The sequence below is a fragment of the Aliterella atlantica CENA595 genome, from assembly GCF_000952155.1.
Classification (GTDB): domain Bacteria; phylum Cyanobacteriota; class Cyanobacteriia; order Cyanobacteriales; family Chroococcidiopsidaceae; genus Aliterella; species Aliterella atlantica.
Genome location: NZ_JYON01000013.1, coordinates 38,330 through 53,367 on the forward strand (window position 1 = coordinate 38,330; position 15,038 = coordinate 53,367).

15 protein-coding genes are annotated in these 15,038 nt (G+C 41.7%); 4 read left to right on the forward strand and 11 right to left on the reverse strand.

All coding sequences use genetic code 11. The features are described from left to right. Position 1: 1 nt before the first annotated feature. The 5 genes from UH38_RS13300 to crtW all read right to left on the reverse strand — a co-directional run bounded on the left by UH38_RS13300 (position 2) and on the right by crtW (position 2,892). Positions 2-340 carry a P-II family nitrogen regulator gene (locus UH38_RS13300; protein WP_009632395.1) on the reverse strand — a complete coding sequence of 113 codons (339 nt, stop codon included), beginning with the start codon at positions 338-340 and terminating at the stop codon, positions 2-4. A 215-nt stretch (positions 341-555) separates the two neighbouring features. After that, positions 556-1,059 (reverse strand): hypothetical protein, encoded by a 504-nt coding sequence (locus UH38_RS13305; RefSeq protein WP_045055150.1) that lies wholly within the window; start codon positions 1,057-1,059, stop codon positions 556-558. After that, entirely contained in the window at positions 1,043-1,180 is a 138-nt protein-coding gene (locus UH38_RS26770; protein WP_160295961.1) for a hypothetical protein, read from the reverse strand. The genes UH38_RS13305 and UH38_RS26770 overlap by 17 nt, the downstream gene beginning before the upstream one ends. Before the next feature lie 147 nt (positions 1,181-1,327). Continuing rightward, positions 1,328-2,134 (reverse strand): bifunctional hydroxymethylpyrimidine kinase/phosphomethylpyrimidine kinase, encoded by an 807-nt coding sequence (gene thiD, locus UH38_RS13310; protein ID WP_045055151.1) that lies wholly within the window; start codon positions 2,132-2,134, stop codon positions 1,328-1,330. A 23-nt stretch (positions 2,135-2,157) separates the two neighbouring features. Continuing rightward, on the reverse strand, positions 2,158-2,892 hold the full coding sequence (gene crtW, locus UH38_RS13315; protein ID WP_045055152.1) for a beta-carotene ketolase CrtW: 735 nt from the start codon (positions 2,890-2,892) through the stop codon (positions 2,158-2,160). A 534-nt stretch (positions 2,893-3,426) separates the two neighbouring features. On the opposite strand from crtW, the gene UH38_RS13320 reads away from it, so the two are divergent. After that, on the forward strand, positions 3,427-4,239 hold the full coding sequence (locus UH38_RS13320) for an SDR family NAD(P)-dependent oxidoreductase (protein WP_045055153.1): 813 nt from the start codon (positions 3,427-3,429) through the stop codon (positions 4,237-4,239). Positions 4,240-4,286: 47 nt separating this feature from the next. On the opposite strand, the gene UH38_RS13325 is transcribed toward UH38_RS13320, so the two are convergent. From UH38_RS13325 to UH38_RS13350, 6 genes are all read right to left on the reverse strand, one after another. Beyond that, positions 4,287-5,042, reverse strand: a complete 756-nt coding sequence (locus UH38_RS13325) for an HAD family hydrolase (RefSeq protein ID WP_045055154.1) — start codon at positions 5,040-5,042, stop codon at positions 4,287-4,289. Beyond that, on the reverse strand, positions 5,042-5,431 hold the full coding sequence (locus tag UH38_RS13330) for a RidA family protein (protein ID WP_045055247.1): 390 nt from the start codon (positions 5,429-5,431) through the stop codon (positions 5,042-5,044). The genes UH38_RS13325 and UH38_RS13330 overlap by 1 nt, the downstream gene beginning before the upstream one ends. Beyond that, the gene (locus UH38_RS13335) at positions 5,425-5,856 is read right to left on the reverse strand and encodes an NUDIX domain-containing protein (RefSeq protein WP_045055155.1); all 432 of its coding nucleotides are present in this window, start codon (positions 5,854-5,856) and stop codon (positions 5,425-5,427) included. Before UH38_RS13335 ends, UH38_RS13330 begins: the two co-directional genes overlap by 7 nt. Before the next feature lie 24 nt (positions 5,857-5,880). Continuing rightward, positions 5,881-6,414: a cupredoxin domain-containing protein gene (locus tag UH38_RS13340; RefSeq protein ID WP_045055248.1), complete on the reverse strand. Its 534-nt coding sequence runs from the start codon at positions 6,412-6,414 to the stop codon at positions 5,881-5,883. Between the two features lie 20 nt (positions 6,415-6,434). After that, a complete protein-coding gene (locus UH38_RS13345) occupies positions 6,435-8,696 on the reverse strand; it encodes a heavy metal translocating P-type ATPase (RefSeq protein ID WP_045055156.1) in 2,262 nt (753 codons plus the stop codon). A 166-nt stretch (positions 8,697-8,862) separates the two neighbouring features. Continuing rightward, positions 8,863-9,234, reverse strand: coding sequence for a four-helix bundle copper-binding protein (locus tag UH38_RS13350; RefSeq protein WP_045055157.1), 372 nt, complete (start codon positions 9,232-9,234; stop codon positions 8,863-8,865). A gap of 368 nt (positions 9,235-9,602) precedes the next feature. Between UH38_RS13350 and UH38_RS13360 the strand changes: the two genes are divergently transcribed. The 3 genes from UH38_RS13360 to UH38_RS13370 are packed head-to-tail and all read left to right on the forward strand — an operon-like array spanning position 9,603 to position 15,036. Beyond that, positions 9,603-10,271: a DUF305 domain-containing protein gene (locus tag UH38_RS13360; protein WP_045055159.1), complete on the forward strand. Its 669-nt coding sequence runs from the start codon at positions 9,603-9,605 to the stop codon at positions 10,269-10,271. Positions 10,272-10,295: 24 nt separating this feature from the next. Beyond that, the gene (locus tag UH38_RS13365) at positions 10,296-11,867 is read left to right on the forward strand and encodes an efflux RND transporter periplasmic adaptor subunit (protein WP_045055160.1); all 1,572 of its coding nucleotides are present in this window, start codon (positions 10,296-10,298) and stop codon (positions 11,865-11,867) included. Positions 11,868-11,883: 16 nt separating this feature from the next. Then, positions 11,884-15,036, forward strand: coding sequence for an efflux RND transporter permease subunit (locus UH38_RS13370; RefSeq protein ID WP_045055161.1), 3,153 nt, complete (start codon positions 11,884-11,886; stop codon positions 15,034-15,036). The last annotated feature ends 2 nt before the right edge of the window (positions 15,037-15,038 follow it).

The following is a 15,038-nucleotide window of genomic DNA, read 5'->3' on the forward strand; positions in this document are numbered from 1 at the left end:
GTTATACGGCTTCTAGATTTTTCTCGCCTGTACGAATCCGAATTACTTGTTCTACAGGGGAAATAAATATTTTGCCGTCGCCGATTTCGCCTGTTCTGGCGGCGGCGATGACTTTATCTACTACCATATCTACTTGACTATCTTCGACAACTATTTCTACCTTGAGTTTTTGCAAAAACTCAACGGTGTATTCAGAACCGCGATAGCGTTCGGTTTGCCCTTTTTGCCTTCCAAACCCTCGGACTTCGGACACTGTCATCCCGACGATACCAGCATTTACTAGAGCGATTTTGACTTCATCTAGTTTGAATGGGCGGATAATTGCTTCAACTTTTTTCAACTTCTTCACTCCTTACCTTATATAGCCTTTTGCCTTCATTAGAGAGTTTACCGCGCAATTATTTCCATCGGTACAATCCCCAGAAATTTCCCCAATTTAACCTCTTATTTGTCAGCTTGCCTTTAGTGTCCTTGGATTTGAATATCATTCAATCAGGTAAATGATAAGTAACAATTAATACAATTTATTAATAGCGATCGCCAATTTTAGCTGATTTAGCGACTGCGAACTAGAGGACGCATCAAAAAGTACCCTGCGCCAAAAGCTGTCACCATAATTAAAATAATCGAGATTGCCAAAAACCAACCGTTAACAGCGCCGCTAGTTTCAACATCGTCGTGATGGCGGCGATAGCGACGTTGTTCTTGTTCGCTAATAGTTTCCGCCCTATAACTCGGCTTTTTGGTCGGAAAAGGTAAAGGTCCTTCTGTTACTTTAGGGATTTTGTGGATAGATTTGGGTATAGTGCGCGTAGATGGTGCTTTTTGCAAGTTCACAATTTGTTCTAAGCGCAAAATTGACTCTACAGCTTTAGCAATTTCTTGACGCAACTGTTGATTTTGTCTGGCTAATTGCTGATTTTGGGTGTTGAGAGAGTCTGACAGCGATTTTGCTGCTTGCAGTTCTGTAGCTAGTTCCCTATACACCGAAAGGGGTACAGAGGGCGCATAAGTAGCTGTTGGTGATAAATTCCGATCCGAGTTAGGGTGCGATCGCATAGGAAAAGATTAATAGGGGCAATTTAGCTAAATCTGATAGCAGATGCAAGCCAATACCATTTAACAAACAGCAACTATCTACCAGCCAACACTGGTCACTGGTCACTGTTTCACTGGTCACTGTTTTAGCTATGCCCAACCATACTGGAAATTTCCCCAATTTGATCTTTATTAATAAAAATTAAGTATGAATTTTCTCTACTTTCGAGCAAACGTTAATTTATATAGACAAGACAGCACTTTTATTCTGCTAAATGCGCTATGATGCTTATTCTTTTTGTTCTGCACATAAAGGAAAAAAGTGTCCTACAGGTCCTTTACCTTTACCAATTGTTAGAGAATGTTTTAAGGCGGTAGTAACGTAATTTTTCGCTTTTTCTACAGCCTTGTCTAGTGGGTAAGAAAGAGCTAAGTTAGAAGCGATCGCGGCTGACAGCGTACACCCCGTACCGCTAGTATTATTTGTATCTACAGAAGTTGTCTGCAAAGTCTCTAATTGCAAACCGTCATACAACACATCGACACCGCGCAATTCTCCACTCATTCCGCCACCTTTGACTAAAACCGCCTTTGCGCCTTGTGCGTAAATTCTTTTCGCTGCGGCTTTCATCTCATCAAGGGTATGAATTTCTAAATTGCTTAATATTTGCGCTTCATAACGGTTAGGAGTTACGAGTATTGCTTTGGGTATCAATACATCTCGTAAGGTAGCAACAGCAGCATCATCAATTAACTGTGCGCCCGTACGCGATACCATTACAGGATCTACTACCAAATGATTTATATTTAAACTTTCAACTTCTGCACTTACAGCAGTAATTATTTCCTGGTTCAATAACATCCCAGTTTTTGCAGCTTGGATATCTATATCTTCAAATACTGCCCTAATTTGGGCTACAACTGCATCGACTGGTAAGGCATCAACTCTCGTCACCCCTAAAGTATTTTGTGCTGTTATGCACGTCAAAGCGCTAGTACCGTGTACGCAGTGAAAAGCAAAAGTACGTAAATCAGCTTGAATACCAGCACTACCACCACTATCTGAGCCAGCAATCGTCAGCGCTACTTTTACCATCGATATATCACCACTCAATTACATTAGTAATTATTAACAGGTTGGCGCTGCATCTTAAATACTTTTGGTAATCCCCACCAGGGAACTTCAGGATGTTCGTGATGTTCTTCATGATAGCCAAAGTGATAGCAAGTTATAAATGACAGCCAAGTTGGTAATGGATTAGTTTGAGCGCGATGAATGTTTGTATAACCGCCTTCTGGTTCTTTGTGAGGAATATAAGTACCGAAATAAAATAGTTGTACGGAACTAAGAATTGATGGTAATACCCAAAACAAAGTTAAGTTCTTTTCCGAAACAGGTAATGTAAAAGCAATCAAATTATATAGCGCCATCAAAGATATAATTCTCGTCCAACTCCAGTACCTAAACATAAAGTATAAATACCAAGAAAAAAAGTTTTTATGTTTGAGGTTGTGAAAGTCTGGATCTAATTCGCTAGCGGGATGATGATGATGCGACCAATGTTTTTGTAATAATTTGTCGTAGTCAAAAAGAGCGTAAAGAGTTACCGCCAAGTTACCGACAAAATTATTTATTTTTAAGTTTCCAGGAAAAACTGCGCCATGCATGGCATCATGAGCAGTTATGAATAATCCAGTGTATAAAAAGGTTTGAATAATAATAAATGGAGTTAATAGCAGATTATTAACTCCATTAACATCAACCGATAGTAATAAAATCAAGCTAGATGCCCATATACCAAGGATAGATAAAGCAACCCAAAGCCCACTAAATGAATTTTTGCTGTTCGTCATGCTACTATTTATCGATCGCAGGAACTTATTTTTGGATGTAATCTGTATAGCCAATGTTATCTAACTCAACTTAAACATTGGTCTGTCTGAGGTTACAATCATGAAAAGTATTTAGTATTAGAATTGTATCAATATACACTTAATATTTTTAATAATAAAATCTATTTATATTAGGTATTAATAAATTAAAACTTGAAATTTATATTTAACTGCTTGCGACAGTTATTTTGTCCTTTTATTAACAGAAATCACTAAATCTCAAGTCTGTCTAAGCAGCATATAAGGTGAGTATATACTCAAAGTACACGAATTGCAACAAAGCAGCATAGATTGTAAAATTATGGTAAACAAGCCAAGAGATGGTAGTATTTCCGTTGCGACAAAGTCAAGATTTCTAAGTAGCTTGATATAGTATTGCAGATAACAACTAAGCTTGCTCTCAGGCAGACATTTATGCCAACAGAGAGAGGATTGCGATCGGCACTGTAAGGCTAATAGATGGTAATTAAGCAAGTTATTTTGTAAATCATTAATATGGCTCCTACAGTCTTAATTACAGGTGCTTCGCAAGGTATTGGTAAAGCAACTGCACTATTATTTGCTCAAAATGGCTACGATACTATACTTGCAGCACGTCGGCAAGAACCTTTAGCCCAAGTAGGGCAAGAAATTCAAAATCTCGGTCGTACAGCCTTAACCGTTTCTTGTGACGTGAAAGATCCCCAACAAGTCAATACACTTGTAGATAAGGCGTTAGCACAGTTGGGTAATGTGGATGTGCTAATAAACAATGCAGGTATTTATATATCAGGACCAATAGAGAGTTTTTCCTTAGAAGATTGGCATCAAGCTATAGACACCAATTTGTGGGGTTACATTCATACAATTCAGGCTTTATTACCCCATATGCTTGCTAGAGGTAGTGGCACTATAGTAAACTTAGCTTCTATAGGCAGTAAAGTGCCAATCCCGTATTTAGTTCCCTACTGTACGAGCAAATTTGCTGTTAACGGTTTAACCGAGGCGATGCATTCAGAACTAAAACCTAAAGGGATTCACGTTTGCGGCATATATCCGAACGTAATTAAAAGCAGCTTGATGGAACGGGCAATTTTTCGCGGCATAGACGAAGAAGATGCTAAGGCACGTCGGCAGCAACTCGAACAAGTTATTAGCACTCCAGTAGTGGAAAAGCCAGAAGATGTAGCTAAAGCTGTATGGGATGCAGTGAAAAACCAAAAAGCAGAGATTTTAGTGGGTTCCGCGGGAATGTCCAAAGCAGCTTACAATGTATTACCTGGTTTTATGCAGTGGATTTTTAGACAAGGTTTCAAGCAAAAAGCTTAATAACTTGGTAGGGTGCGTTTTCAAAACGCACCCTACTCTTTTAACAATCAAGCTAGCAAATAACTTGCTAATTCCCCAAATCCTACACATTCAGCAGCATTTGTGATGTATTTAGGTTGATACTGCATTTGGTTTGCATACTCTCGCACGTTAGCAACGCCTACAGACTGTTGGAAATAACTGGGGTTAAATAAACTTTCATCATTTGGGCTATCGCCTACTGTGACAACTTGCTCTGATGTAACTTGAGGAAAATAATCGCGCAGCACTTGAATTAATCCAGCAGCTTTACCTTGATTTAATGGCTTAATGTGACATTGGACGTTACTGTAGGTAAAACCCCAACCTAAACCAGAGCATAATTTACTTAGCTTTTGTAGTTCGTCTACACTGAGATTTTGCACGTCAAACGTCCAATCAGTCAGGCGAAAGCGATTGTCTCCAGTTTCGCGAATTTGGGGAAAATCTAATTGGAGTTTCTGGAAAATACCTTTTAACTGCTGCCTATGACTATCAAAATTAGTAATAGAACTTAGGGATATAGGTAATTCATCTCCATTAGTATAATACAAGCCACCATTTTCAGCGATCGCACCAGCAATAGGCAAGTAAGCAGCAATTCCACTTACCCATCCCGCCGAACGCCCAGTTACAACTATTACTTGAATATTTGCTGCCTGTAAATCTGTTAAAGCTTGCAATAACTCTGGTGTAAATTTACCCGCTTGAGTTAAAGTCCCGTCCATGTCGGTAGCAACTAAGCGAATATCAGCTAAATTAGCGTCTAAAAGTTGATAAGGCATCAAATCACAGCAATACAGTCTATCTCTACTAATACATCTTTAGGCAAACGAGAAACTTGAACGCAAGCACGAGCGGGGGCTGTTGCTTCATCGAAGTATTGGCTGTAAACTGAGTTCATTGTGGCAAAATCGTTCATATCTGCCAAAAAGACTGTAGTTTTTACTACGTTTTCGCACGTCACACCTGCGGCGGTAAGAATAGCCTTGAGGTTGGTAAGTACCTGCTCAGTTTGCTTAGTAATATCGCCTGCACCAACAAGTTCGCCAGTATCGGGATTTAGAGGAATTTGCCCAGAAACGAACAGCATTTGTCCATTAGCTGCGATCGCTTGATTATAAGGTCCTACTGGGGCAGGTGCTTTGTCTGTGTTAATAACTTGTTTCATGATAGACGAGGACGAATGCCATAATGCCTGTAACGCCAATAATCCTGCAAAATGCGATCGTGGTCAAAGCATAAGTTAGCAGGAATGCGCCACGATTCAAAAATTCCACAACTTTTTGCATCATCTCCCGCTTGGGGTTCTCCTACTGCTGTGGCGATAAATACTACGCTCATAGTATGGGAGCGAGGATCGCGCTTAGGATCGGAATATACCTGAAATTGCTCGATTAATTCTACTTGCAAGCCAACTTCTTCCTCAGCTTCGCGCCGCGCTGCTACTTCTGCACGTTCGCCATAATCAATAAATCCACCAGGAATCGCCCAGCCTAAAGGTTCGTTGTGACGTTCTATAAGAATAATTGGTCGATGCGGGCGATCGCCGAGTTCGATGATAATGTCAACAGTAGGAGCAGGATTGCGGTAAGCCATTAGAAATATAAAGTCATTTCTTCATTACTGTACTTCGACTACACCGCGAAACATATTCATACCACAGGTAAATTGGTATTGTCCAGGTTTTTCTGGAATAAATTCAATCGGCGTGATATTATTCAAAGCTAAATCCTGGGCGATGTGAAAATCAGGTATTAGCACCTTCTCCAAACAACTACTTGGATCTTTACGCAAGAAATTTAGTCTAACTAGCTGCCCTGACTTGACAATTATCCGATCTGGTGCGTATCCGCCATCAACATTAATTGTTAACTCTTGGACACCATGAGTATTTTCGGCTTTTTGCGATCGCGTTTTACTAAATAAAAACCACCATAACTCAGCACCAATCAATCCTAATCCACCCAAAGTTACAGCAGTTTTTAAGCCTATAGGTTGCTCAATTCGGCGAAATTCATTAGTTTGCTCTGGCATTTGTGCTGACGCTACACCAGTAAAGCCAAGTAAAAACCCCAAGCTAATAACCGTACCAACAATATACCTCTGGCAGCGTGCAACTAACCAGCCATTCCATCTGCGTTCATCCGCGTGCATCTGCGTTCCATTCAACATAGCTAAAATCCTGACTTTGGTCTAAAACTACGCAATCTCAAAGCATTAGTAACAACCGAAACTGAACTAAAAGCCATTGCACCCCCAGCAATAATTGGACTAAGCAACCAACCAAACAGCGGGAATAAAATACCAGCAGCAATAGGAATACCAGCAACGTTGTAGATAAAGGCAAAAAACAAGTTTTGGCGGATATTTTGCATCGTGGCGCGACTAAGTTGAATCGCCGTCACAATCCCTTGCAAATTGCCAGAAATCAACGTAATATCGCTAGCAGCGATCGCCACATCTGTTCCCGTACCAATTGCAATCCCTACATCTGCTTGAGCTAGTGCAGGCGCATCATTAATCCCATCGCCTACCATTGCTACTATTTTCCCTTCTGCTTGCAATGCTTGCACTTGCGCTGCTTTTTGTTCTGGGCGCACTTCGGCAAATACACGAGTTATACCAACTTCACGAGCGATCGCTTCTGCTGTAGGACGATTATCGCCTGTTAGCATTACTACTTCCAATCTTAACTTCTGCAACGCCCTAACTGCTTCAACTGAAGAAGGTTTAAGCGCATCAGCAATACCCATTAAGCCGTGCATTTCGCCGTCTACAGCAATCCAAACAGCAGTTTTACCCGCAAACTCTAAATCTGCTTTACGAGCCTCTAGAGCGCTAGTATCGATGGCTAATTCACTCATCCAGCGCCCAGTACCAATTTGCACCAATCTATCTGCAACTATAGCTTGAACGCCACTACCTGCGATCGCTTGAAATTTTTCTACCTCTGTTAAACTTACTTCTTGGGCTTTGGCATATCTAACTACAGCTTCAGCTAAAGGATGCTCGGAATTTCGCTCTACACTGGCTGCTAAACGCAGTAGTTTTAACTCATTGCGATTAGCCGTACCGTTAACAGTGACAAAATCTCTAACTGTAGGCTTCCCTTCTGTGAGCGTACCTGTTTTATCTAAAACGATAGTTTGAATCTTATGCGCTAGTTCTAAACTGTCAGCACCTTTAATTAAGATGCCATTTTCTGCACCTTTACCAGTACCTACCATTACAGACGTGGGAGTAGCTAAACCCAACGCACAAGGACAAGCAATAATTAACACCCCTACAGTAGTAGTTAGTGCCAAAGTTACGTTGCCCATAATATTGAACCAGATTACAAAAGTAGCGATCGCGATCGCAATTACCGCAGGTACAAACCAGCCTGTAACTTTATCTGCTAGCTTTTGAATTGGTGCTTTAGAGCCTTGTGCTTGTTGAACTAATTTAACTATCTGCGCTAAAAAAGTATCCTTACCAACTCGCGTCACCCGAAATTTAAAACTACCTGTTTTGTTAATCGTAGCGCCAATTACTTCATCTCCTGGCTGCTTCTTTACAGGGACGCTCTCACCCGTCACCATTGCCTCATCTACAGTAGAGTCGCCAGCAATAACTTCGCCATCTACTGGTATTTTTTCCCCTGGGCGTACCAAAACTATATCGCCAAGTCGTACTTGTTGAATGGGAATATCCATTTCCTTACCGTTGCGAATTACTCTTGCGTCTCTAGCTTGCAAGCCAATCAGTTTGCGAATAGCCTCAGAAGTTTGCCCTTTAGCCCGATTTTCCAGCAGCTTGCCCAGTAAAATTAGCGTAATCACAATTGCTGCTGTTTCGTAGTAAACATCTGGTGCTAATCCTTGATTTGTCAAAAAGCCAGGGAAAACTGTTGCAAATACTGAATAGAAGTAAGCTGCACTTGTACCTAGTGCAATTAGCGTATCCATCGTTGCTGCATGACGTTTTAAAGCTTTCCATGTAGCTTGATAGAAAGATTTACCACACCAAAATTGTACTGGCGCAGTTAGCACTAATTGCAACCAAGGATTATGCAACCATGTAGGAATCCAAGGTAAATTTAACCCTGTCATTGCTGGCAAAGAGCCGATTACCAGCACAATACTAATAACTGTACCAACTAAAACCTTACGTTGCAGATGGCGTAATTGGTTCAAACGGGCATCCTTTTCTGCATCTTTTTCGCCGCTAATAAATTCCTCATCTTGCAAAGAGTCAGAACTATATCCCGCATTAGTTATCGCCGCTTGAATTTTCTCTAGGTTCGTTTGCTTGGGATTGTAGCTAATTGTTGCTTGTTCGATACCAAAATTTACGTTGGATTCAACTACGCCAGGAACTTCGCGAATTGCTCGCTCGATACTTTTGGCGCAGGAAGCACAACTCATGCCTCTAAGTTTTAATGTTAGGGTTTCCATGTCATACTCTCAACTCGCCCTAACTTGATTGTGAACTCTCCACTTAACTGGAGAGTCAATATATTTCGTAATTGATAATGCGTACGTAATTACAATCAAGAGAAACATTCCCCTAACTTTGGCATAGTTGGGGGAATAAAATACTGTTCAATATTTAATTCAATATTTAAGCAGACATCGCCATAGACATTTGACGACAAGATTCGGCGCAGGTACGGCACATTTCGGCGCAAGCCTTCATTTGAGCATCATCGCCAATTCTTTCGCAATCTTCGGCGCATTTTTGGCAGATTTCGGCACAAATACCGCAAGTACGAGCGTGCATTTCAGAACCGCGTAGCATAAAATTAGCGCTAGTTTGGCAAATTTCCGCGCAGTCAAGCATCAGGCGAATGTGAGGAAGTTCGGAGTGCATACCGCCTTGTTGTAGGCAATAGGTAATAGTATTCGAGCAAATGCTATGGCAGTCCAAACAGTTTTGAATGCATTGTTGCATTTCTTGGTTGACTTGGTGCAAGGATAATGTGTGATGTGTCATTATTTTTACTTCTACTCAATTTTTAGGTACGCCAGACAAGTAGCCTCATGCCCATCACGCTAAAGCTTGCAAAATGCGATCTCGTCCTCCCAATGATGGAACAAATATTTCTTGCTAATGGAGTACAGCAATTTCACGCTGATTTCATTTTTGGATGGAACACTTACTTCTTAGTATATGCAAATGTTCTAGTTAGCTACGGCGCTATGTTTTCCCTCTCAAACCATCCAAGTTTATAAATTATGGCTCCCCTGATTTTGTATTAATTGGGGAAGTTTTTAGCAATCTACCGCTTGACACTCTAGTTAAGTGGAGACTTTACAATAGCGTAAAGGCAGATTGATTGCAGATATCAGGAGAATACAAATATGAAACTTACTAGCATGAAAATAAGTTTTTTAAGTTTAGCAATTATAGCGATCGCCTCAGTAACTGGTTGTACTAACACTAACAATCCAAATCAAAACATTTCTAGTCCAAGTGTAGATGCTGTTAGCAATACAGACCACAGCACTATGAATCACGATATGGACATGGATTTAGGTACGGCTGATGCTAATTATGATTTACGATTTATTGATGCAATGGCAATGCATCACCAAAGTGCGGTAGTAATGGCAAGAGAAGCTCAAGAGAAATCTAAACGCCCAGAAATTAAGCAGCTAGCTAGCAATATTATCAAAGCGCAAAAGAAAGAAATTGCTCAAATGCAGCAATGGCGACAAGCATGGTATCCCCAAGCAAGCGAACAACCCGTCGCCTATGGTGGCGCAAATAAGTCAGTAGTACCAATGTCAGCCAAACAGCACGAAACTATGATGATGTCGGAAGATTTAGGCGCGGCTGATGCTCAATTTGATTTGCGATTTATTAATGCTATGATTCCTCACCACGAAGGTGCTGTAACTATGGCTAAAGATGCTTTAAATAAGTCTAATCGTCCAGAAATAAAGCAATTAGCCCAAGAAATTATTGCTTCCCAACAAACAGAAGTTAAGCAAATGCAACAGTGGCGTAAAGCTTGGTACAACCAGTAATTTGATTATAAATCGCAAATTATTATGTCTAGAATTGATTTCTGGCAAATATTACTATGGAGTGCAGCAAGCTCATTATGTTTAAATGCGATCGCTCCTAACAATGTATTAGCTCACGGCGGACATGGCAATGAATTTCAAGGCGGACATCAGGCAAGCAGTCAAACTACTAATTCAATTACAGTTGATAAGGAAACTGCCACCAGGCTAGGCATAAAAGTAGAACCTGTTAATAGCAAGCGCTTAAATATTGGCATTAAAACTACTGGGCAAATTGAGACTGTACCTAACAAACAAGTCGAAATAACAGCGCCAATTCCTGGAACAATAGTTGAACTATTAGTCGAACCTGGTAGTAGTGTTAAAAAGGGACAAACTGTTGCTGTTTTGTCAAGTCCCGAACTTGCCGAACTGCGCGTAACTTCTCAAGAAAAACAAGCAGAAGCACAAGCAGATTTGCAACAGGCGCAAGCAGATTTGAACTTAGCCCAACAAAACTATCAACGTTATTTGCAAATAGCCGCCGCTGAAATAGCCGAAGCCAAAAGCCAACTAGCACTTGCTCAAGAACGTGACAACAAAGATCGAGAATTAGCAGCAGCGGGCGCTTTACCTCGCCGTCAAGCTTTAGAATCGCAAACAGCGGTTGTAGAAGCAAAAGCCCAATTGACTAAAGCTGATAGTCGTAGAGACGTAATCGAAGCTCAAGCCCAACTCAAACGCGCTCAATCGGCGGTAAATGTAGCTAAGTCGCGGATCAATTTGAGCAATGCAACTTATCGAACTAGACTGCAACAACTAGGTAGCCTTGCGAATGCTAAAGGGTTGGTAACAGTAACAGCGCCGATTTCTGGACAAGTAAGCGATCGCCAAGTTACTTTAGGTCAATCATTTGAGGACGCGGGTGGCAAATTAATGACCGTTGTAGACGACAGCGGTGTTTTCGCTACCGCCAATGTCTACGAAAAAGATTTACCCGAAATTAATATAGGTCAACAAGCAACCGTCAGAATTTCTAGTTTAAGCGATCGCACCTTTACAGGCAAAATTACCCGCATTGGTTCCGTAGTTGCAGGAGAAACGCGAGTAGTACCAGTACAAATTGCCGTAGATAATTCGCTGCGCCAGCTAAAACCTGGAATGTTCGCCAATATAGAAATCCTCACAAACCAAACAGCAGATGCGATCGCTATTATTCCTACTTCAGCAGTAGTTGAGGCAAACGGCAAACAACTTGTTTACGTGCAAAATGGTTCAGCATTCCAGCCTGTAGAAGTGAATTTAGGTCAAACATCAGGAAATTTAGTTGAAGTTAAAAGCGGTTTATTTACTGGAGACTTGGTAGTTACACAAAGAGCAAACCAACTTTACGCCCAATCTTTACGCGGTGGTAATGATGGAGAAGATACGCCGCAAACAACGAATCTAAACGCGGAATCTAATTTACCTTGGTGGTTGCTAGTTCCTGCTGGGGGATTAATTAGTGCTACTGCTTTCTGGATTGGTAGGCGTAGTAAACCTAAAAAACTTACTTATATAACAGCCGAACCGATCGAAGAACGCCTATGCAAAACTCAAAAGTCGCAGATCAAATAATAATTCACCATCAGAAATGCTTAATGCAATTATCAAATGGTCTATTGCTCGACGTTGGCTAGTTATTTTAGGAGCAATCTTAATTACCCTATGGATAATCCGCGTAGCAGCGCAAATGCCAGTAGATGTATTTCCCAGCTTTGCGCCACCCCAGGTAGAGATTCAAACAGAAGCTCCTGGCTTGGCTCCAGAGGAAGTAGAGTCTCTTGTCACCTTACCAATAGAAAGCGCTCTCAATGGTACTCCAGGAGTAGAAACCGTCCGTTCCTCATCCGCAGTTAGTATTTCTGTTGTCAGAGTTATTTTTGACTGGGGAACTGATATTTATCAAGCGCGGCAGCTAGTAGCCGAGCGGTTGCAACAAGCACAATCAAAGCTCCCTGAAGGTGTAGAACAGCCGCAAATCTCCCCAATTAGCTCTCCTATCGGCACAGTAATTAAATACGCCTTCACTTCCGAAACCACTCCCTTAATGGAAGTACGGCGAATAATTGATTGGCAAATAACTAATCGCCTCTTAGCCGTACCAGGAGTTACGCAAGTAGTAGTATTTGGTGGCGATGTACGCCAGTATCAAGTATTAGTAAGTCCTGAAAAACTAGCAGCATTTGACATATCCCTAGCAGAAGTCGCTGAAGCAACCAAGCAAGCAAACGTTAATGCTCCTGGTGGCTATTTAACTACCTCCGATCGCGAATTGCTAATTAGAGGTGTCGGGCGCTTGACATCGATTGCAGACTTACAACAATCTGTAGTAGCAGCCCGCAACGGTACGCCTGTAAGATTAGCTGACATTGCTGAGGTGAAAATTGGGGCAGCACTCAAACGCGGCGATGCGAGTTTAAATGGCAAGCAGGCAATTATTCTAACAGTCAATAAACAGCCGCTTGCCGATACTCCCACTGTGACAAGAGCTATTGAGACAGCAATGGCAGAAACTAAATCTAGCTTGCCCAAAGATGTTAAGGTAGCTGTCACCTTTCGGCAAAACGATTTTATTAATGCTTCCATTGATAACGTCCGCGCCGCCTTAATTGAAGGCAGCATTATTGTTGCTGCTATTCTTATCCCCTTTTTAATGAACTGGCGAACTCTAGCAGTGAGCCTAACTGCCCTTCCCCTATCTTTACTACTGGGATTGCTAGCTTTAAATTGGCTAGGACAAGGGTTAAACGCCATGACTTTAGGAGGGCTTGCTGTAGCCATCGGTTCAGCCGTTGACGATGCCATTGTCGATGCCGAAAATGTCTACCGCTCCTTGCGGGAAAACAGACTGAAAGAGAACCCCCTACCACCTTTAGAAGTCGTCTTTGCAGGCTGTCAGGAAGTACGCGATTCATTGTTTGGCGCAACTTTGATTACTATCGTTGTTTTCTCCCCTATCTTTGCTTTAGCTGGCGTGGAAGGGCGGATTTTTACACCGATGGGGATAGCTTATTTAGTTGCAGTTTTAGCATCTAGTCTTACTGCCTTGACAATTACGCCTGCTTTATCTGCTGTATTGTTGCCTTACGGTCATTTGCCAACTAGAGAGCCTTGGGTAGCAAGATTTTTTAAAGGGCTTTATCGTCCTGCTTTAATATTTGCAATGCGTCGCTCTAAATTGATATTGATAGCAGCGGCGGCAAGTTTGGTAATGGCGATCGCGATTGCTCCCTCATTAGGACGGGTATTTCTGCCCGAATTTCAAGAGCGATCGCTAATTAATGCAGTCAACCTCTACCCTGGCATTTCTTTGGAAACTACTAATGCTGCTGGCTTGGCAATTCAAGACGCTTTAAAAGGCGATCGCCGCTTCGAAGCAATTGCTATGCGATCGGGACGCGCACCAGGCGATAGCGATGTCGGTGGCGTGAATTTTGGCGAATTAGATGTAGAACTAAGTGCCGCAGGGATTAAAGATCGACAAGCGAGTATCGAAAAACTCAGAGCGGAATTTGCTAGGCTGCCTGGAGTAGCAGCAAATGTCGGCGGATTTATTTCTCACCGCCTAGATGAAGTTTTATCAGGAGTAAGAACTGCGATCGCTGTAAAAATTTTCGGTTCAGATTTAGAACAACTCCGCAGCGTTGGTGTTGAAGTAGAAAAAGTCATGCAAACTGTTACTGGAGTAGTAGATTTGCAACTCGAACCTCAAGTACCAATTAAACAAATTCAAATTCAGTTCGATCGCCTTGCAGCTTCTCGTTATGGCTTAACTGTAGGAGCGCTTGCGGAAATGATAGAAACAGCACTTAATGGGCAAGTAGTGTCCCAAGTTTTGGATGAGCAGCAAACTTTCGATCTAGTCGTCTGGTTAAATGCAAACTCGCGTAACAATTTAGATGCGATCGGCAATTTGTTAGTAGATACTCCAGCAGGGCAAAAAATTCCACTGGCTCAAGTTGCCCAAATTACCTACGGTACAGGACCAAATACCATTAACCGCGAAAATGTCTCTCGTTTAATTGTCGTCTCCGCAAATGCCACAGGTAGAGATTTACGGTCTATTGTGGATGAAATTCGCCAAAAAGTAGCGCAACAAATAAAGTTACCTTCTGGCTACTTTGTTGAGTACGGCGGGCAATTTGAGTCAGAGCAACGCGCTACTCAAAATATTTTGGTGTTTAGCGCGATCGCTTTCGTCATTATTTCAGTTTTAATGTATTTAACCGTCAACTCAATTCCTTCTACAGCTACGATTATGGTCAATTTACCTCTAGCTTTAGTTGGGGGAGTAGTTGCCGTAGCGCTTACAGGCGGAGTTATTTCTGTCGCTTCTTTAGTTGGCTTTATTACATTATTTGGTGTCGCAACTCGCAACGGCTTGTTATTAGTTGACAACTATAACAGCAAGTTTGCCCAAGGAATGCCTTTAAAGGAAGCGATCGTTTCTGGCTCGATGGAGCGACTCAACGCGATTTTAATGACAGCTTTTACTTCCGCTTTGGGCTTGGGACCTTTGGTAATTGGCGGCGGAGCGGGTAAAGAAATCCTCCAGCCTTTAGCAGTAGTGGTATTAGGCGGATTATTTACTTCTACAGCTTTGACATTGCTGGTACTACCAGCTTTATATAGTCAATTCGGCAATATTTTAGTGCCGAAAACAAAGGCTGCTGAAACCATAGATACAGCAGTTTTAGATTTAAACCATCAAGGCGCATACGCCAAAAATAACCCCAGGAGTTAACA

Bases quoted from the DNA above. Each gene is read 5' to 3' on its own strand.
- UH38_RS13305 (WP_045055150.1), bottom strand. From the start codon at position 1,059: ATGCGATCGCACCCTAACTCGGATCGGAATTTATCACCAACAGCTACT.
- thiD (WP_045055151.1), bottom strand. From the start codon at position 2,134: ATGGTAAAAGTAGCGCTGACGATTGCTGGCTCAGATAGTGGTGGTAGT.
- crtW (WP_045055152.1), bottom strand. From the start codon at position 2,892: ATGACGAACAGCAAAAATTCATTTAGTGGGCTTTGGGTTGCTTTATCT.
- UH38_RS13320 (WP_045055153.1), top strand. From the start codon at position 3,427: ATGGCTCCTACAGTCTTAATTACAGGTGCTTCGCAAGGTATTGGTAAA.
- UH38_RS13325 (WP_045055154.1), bottom strand. From the start codon at position 5,042: ATGCCTTATCAACTTTTAGACGCTAATTTAGCTGATATTCGCTTAGTT.
- UH38_RS13335 (WP_045055155.1), bottom strand. From the start codon at position 5,856: ATGGCTTACCGCAATCCTGCTCCTACTGTTGACATTATCATCGAACTC.
- UH38_RS13340 (WP_045055248.1), bottom strand. From the start codon at position 6,414: ATGCACGCGGATGAACGCAGATGGAATGGCTGGTTAGTTGCACGCTGC.
- UH38_RS13345 (WP_045055156.1), bottom strand. From the start codon at position 8,696: ATGGAAACCCTAACATTAAAACTTAGAGGCATGAGTTGTGCTTCCTGC.
- UH38_RS13350 (WP_045055157.1), bottom strand. From the start codon at position 9,234: ATGACACATCACACATTATCCTTGCACCAAGTCAACCAAGAAATGCAA.
- UH38_RS13360 (WP_045055159.1), top strand. From the start codon at position 9,603: ATGAAACTTACTAGCATGAAAATAAGTTTTTTAAGTTTAGCAATTATA.
- UH38_RS13365 (WP_045055160.1), top strand. From the start codon at position 10,296: ATGTCTAGAATTGATTTCTGGCAAATATTACTATGGAGTGCAGCAAGC.
- UH38_RS13370 (WP_045055161.1), top strand. From the start codon at position 11,884: ATGCTTAATGCAATTATCAAATGGTCTATTGCTCGACGTTGGCTAGTT.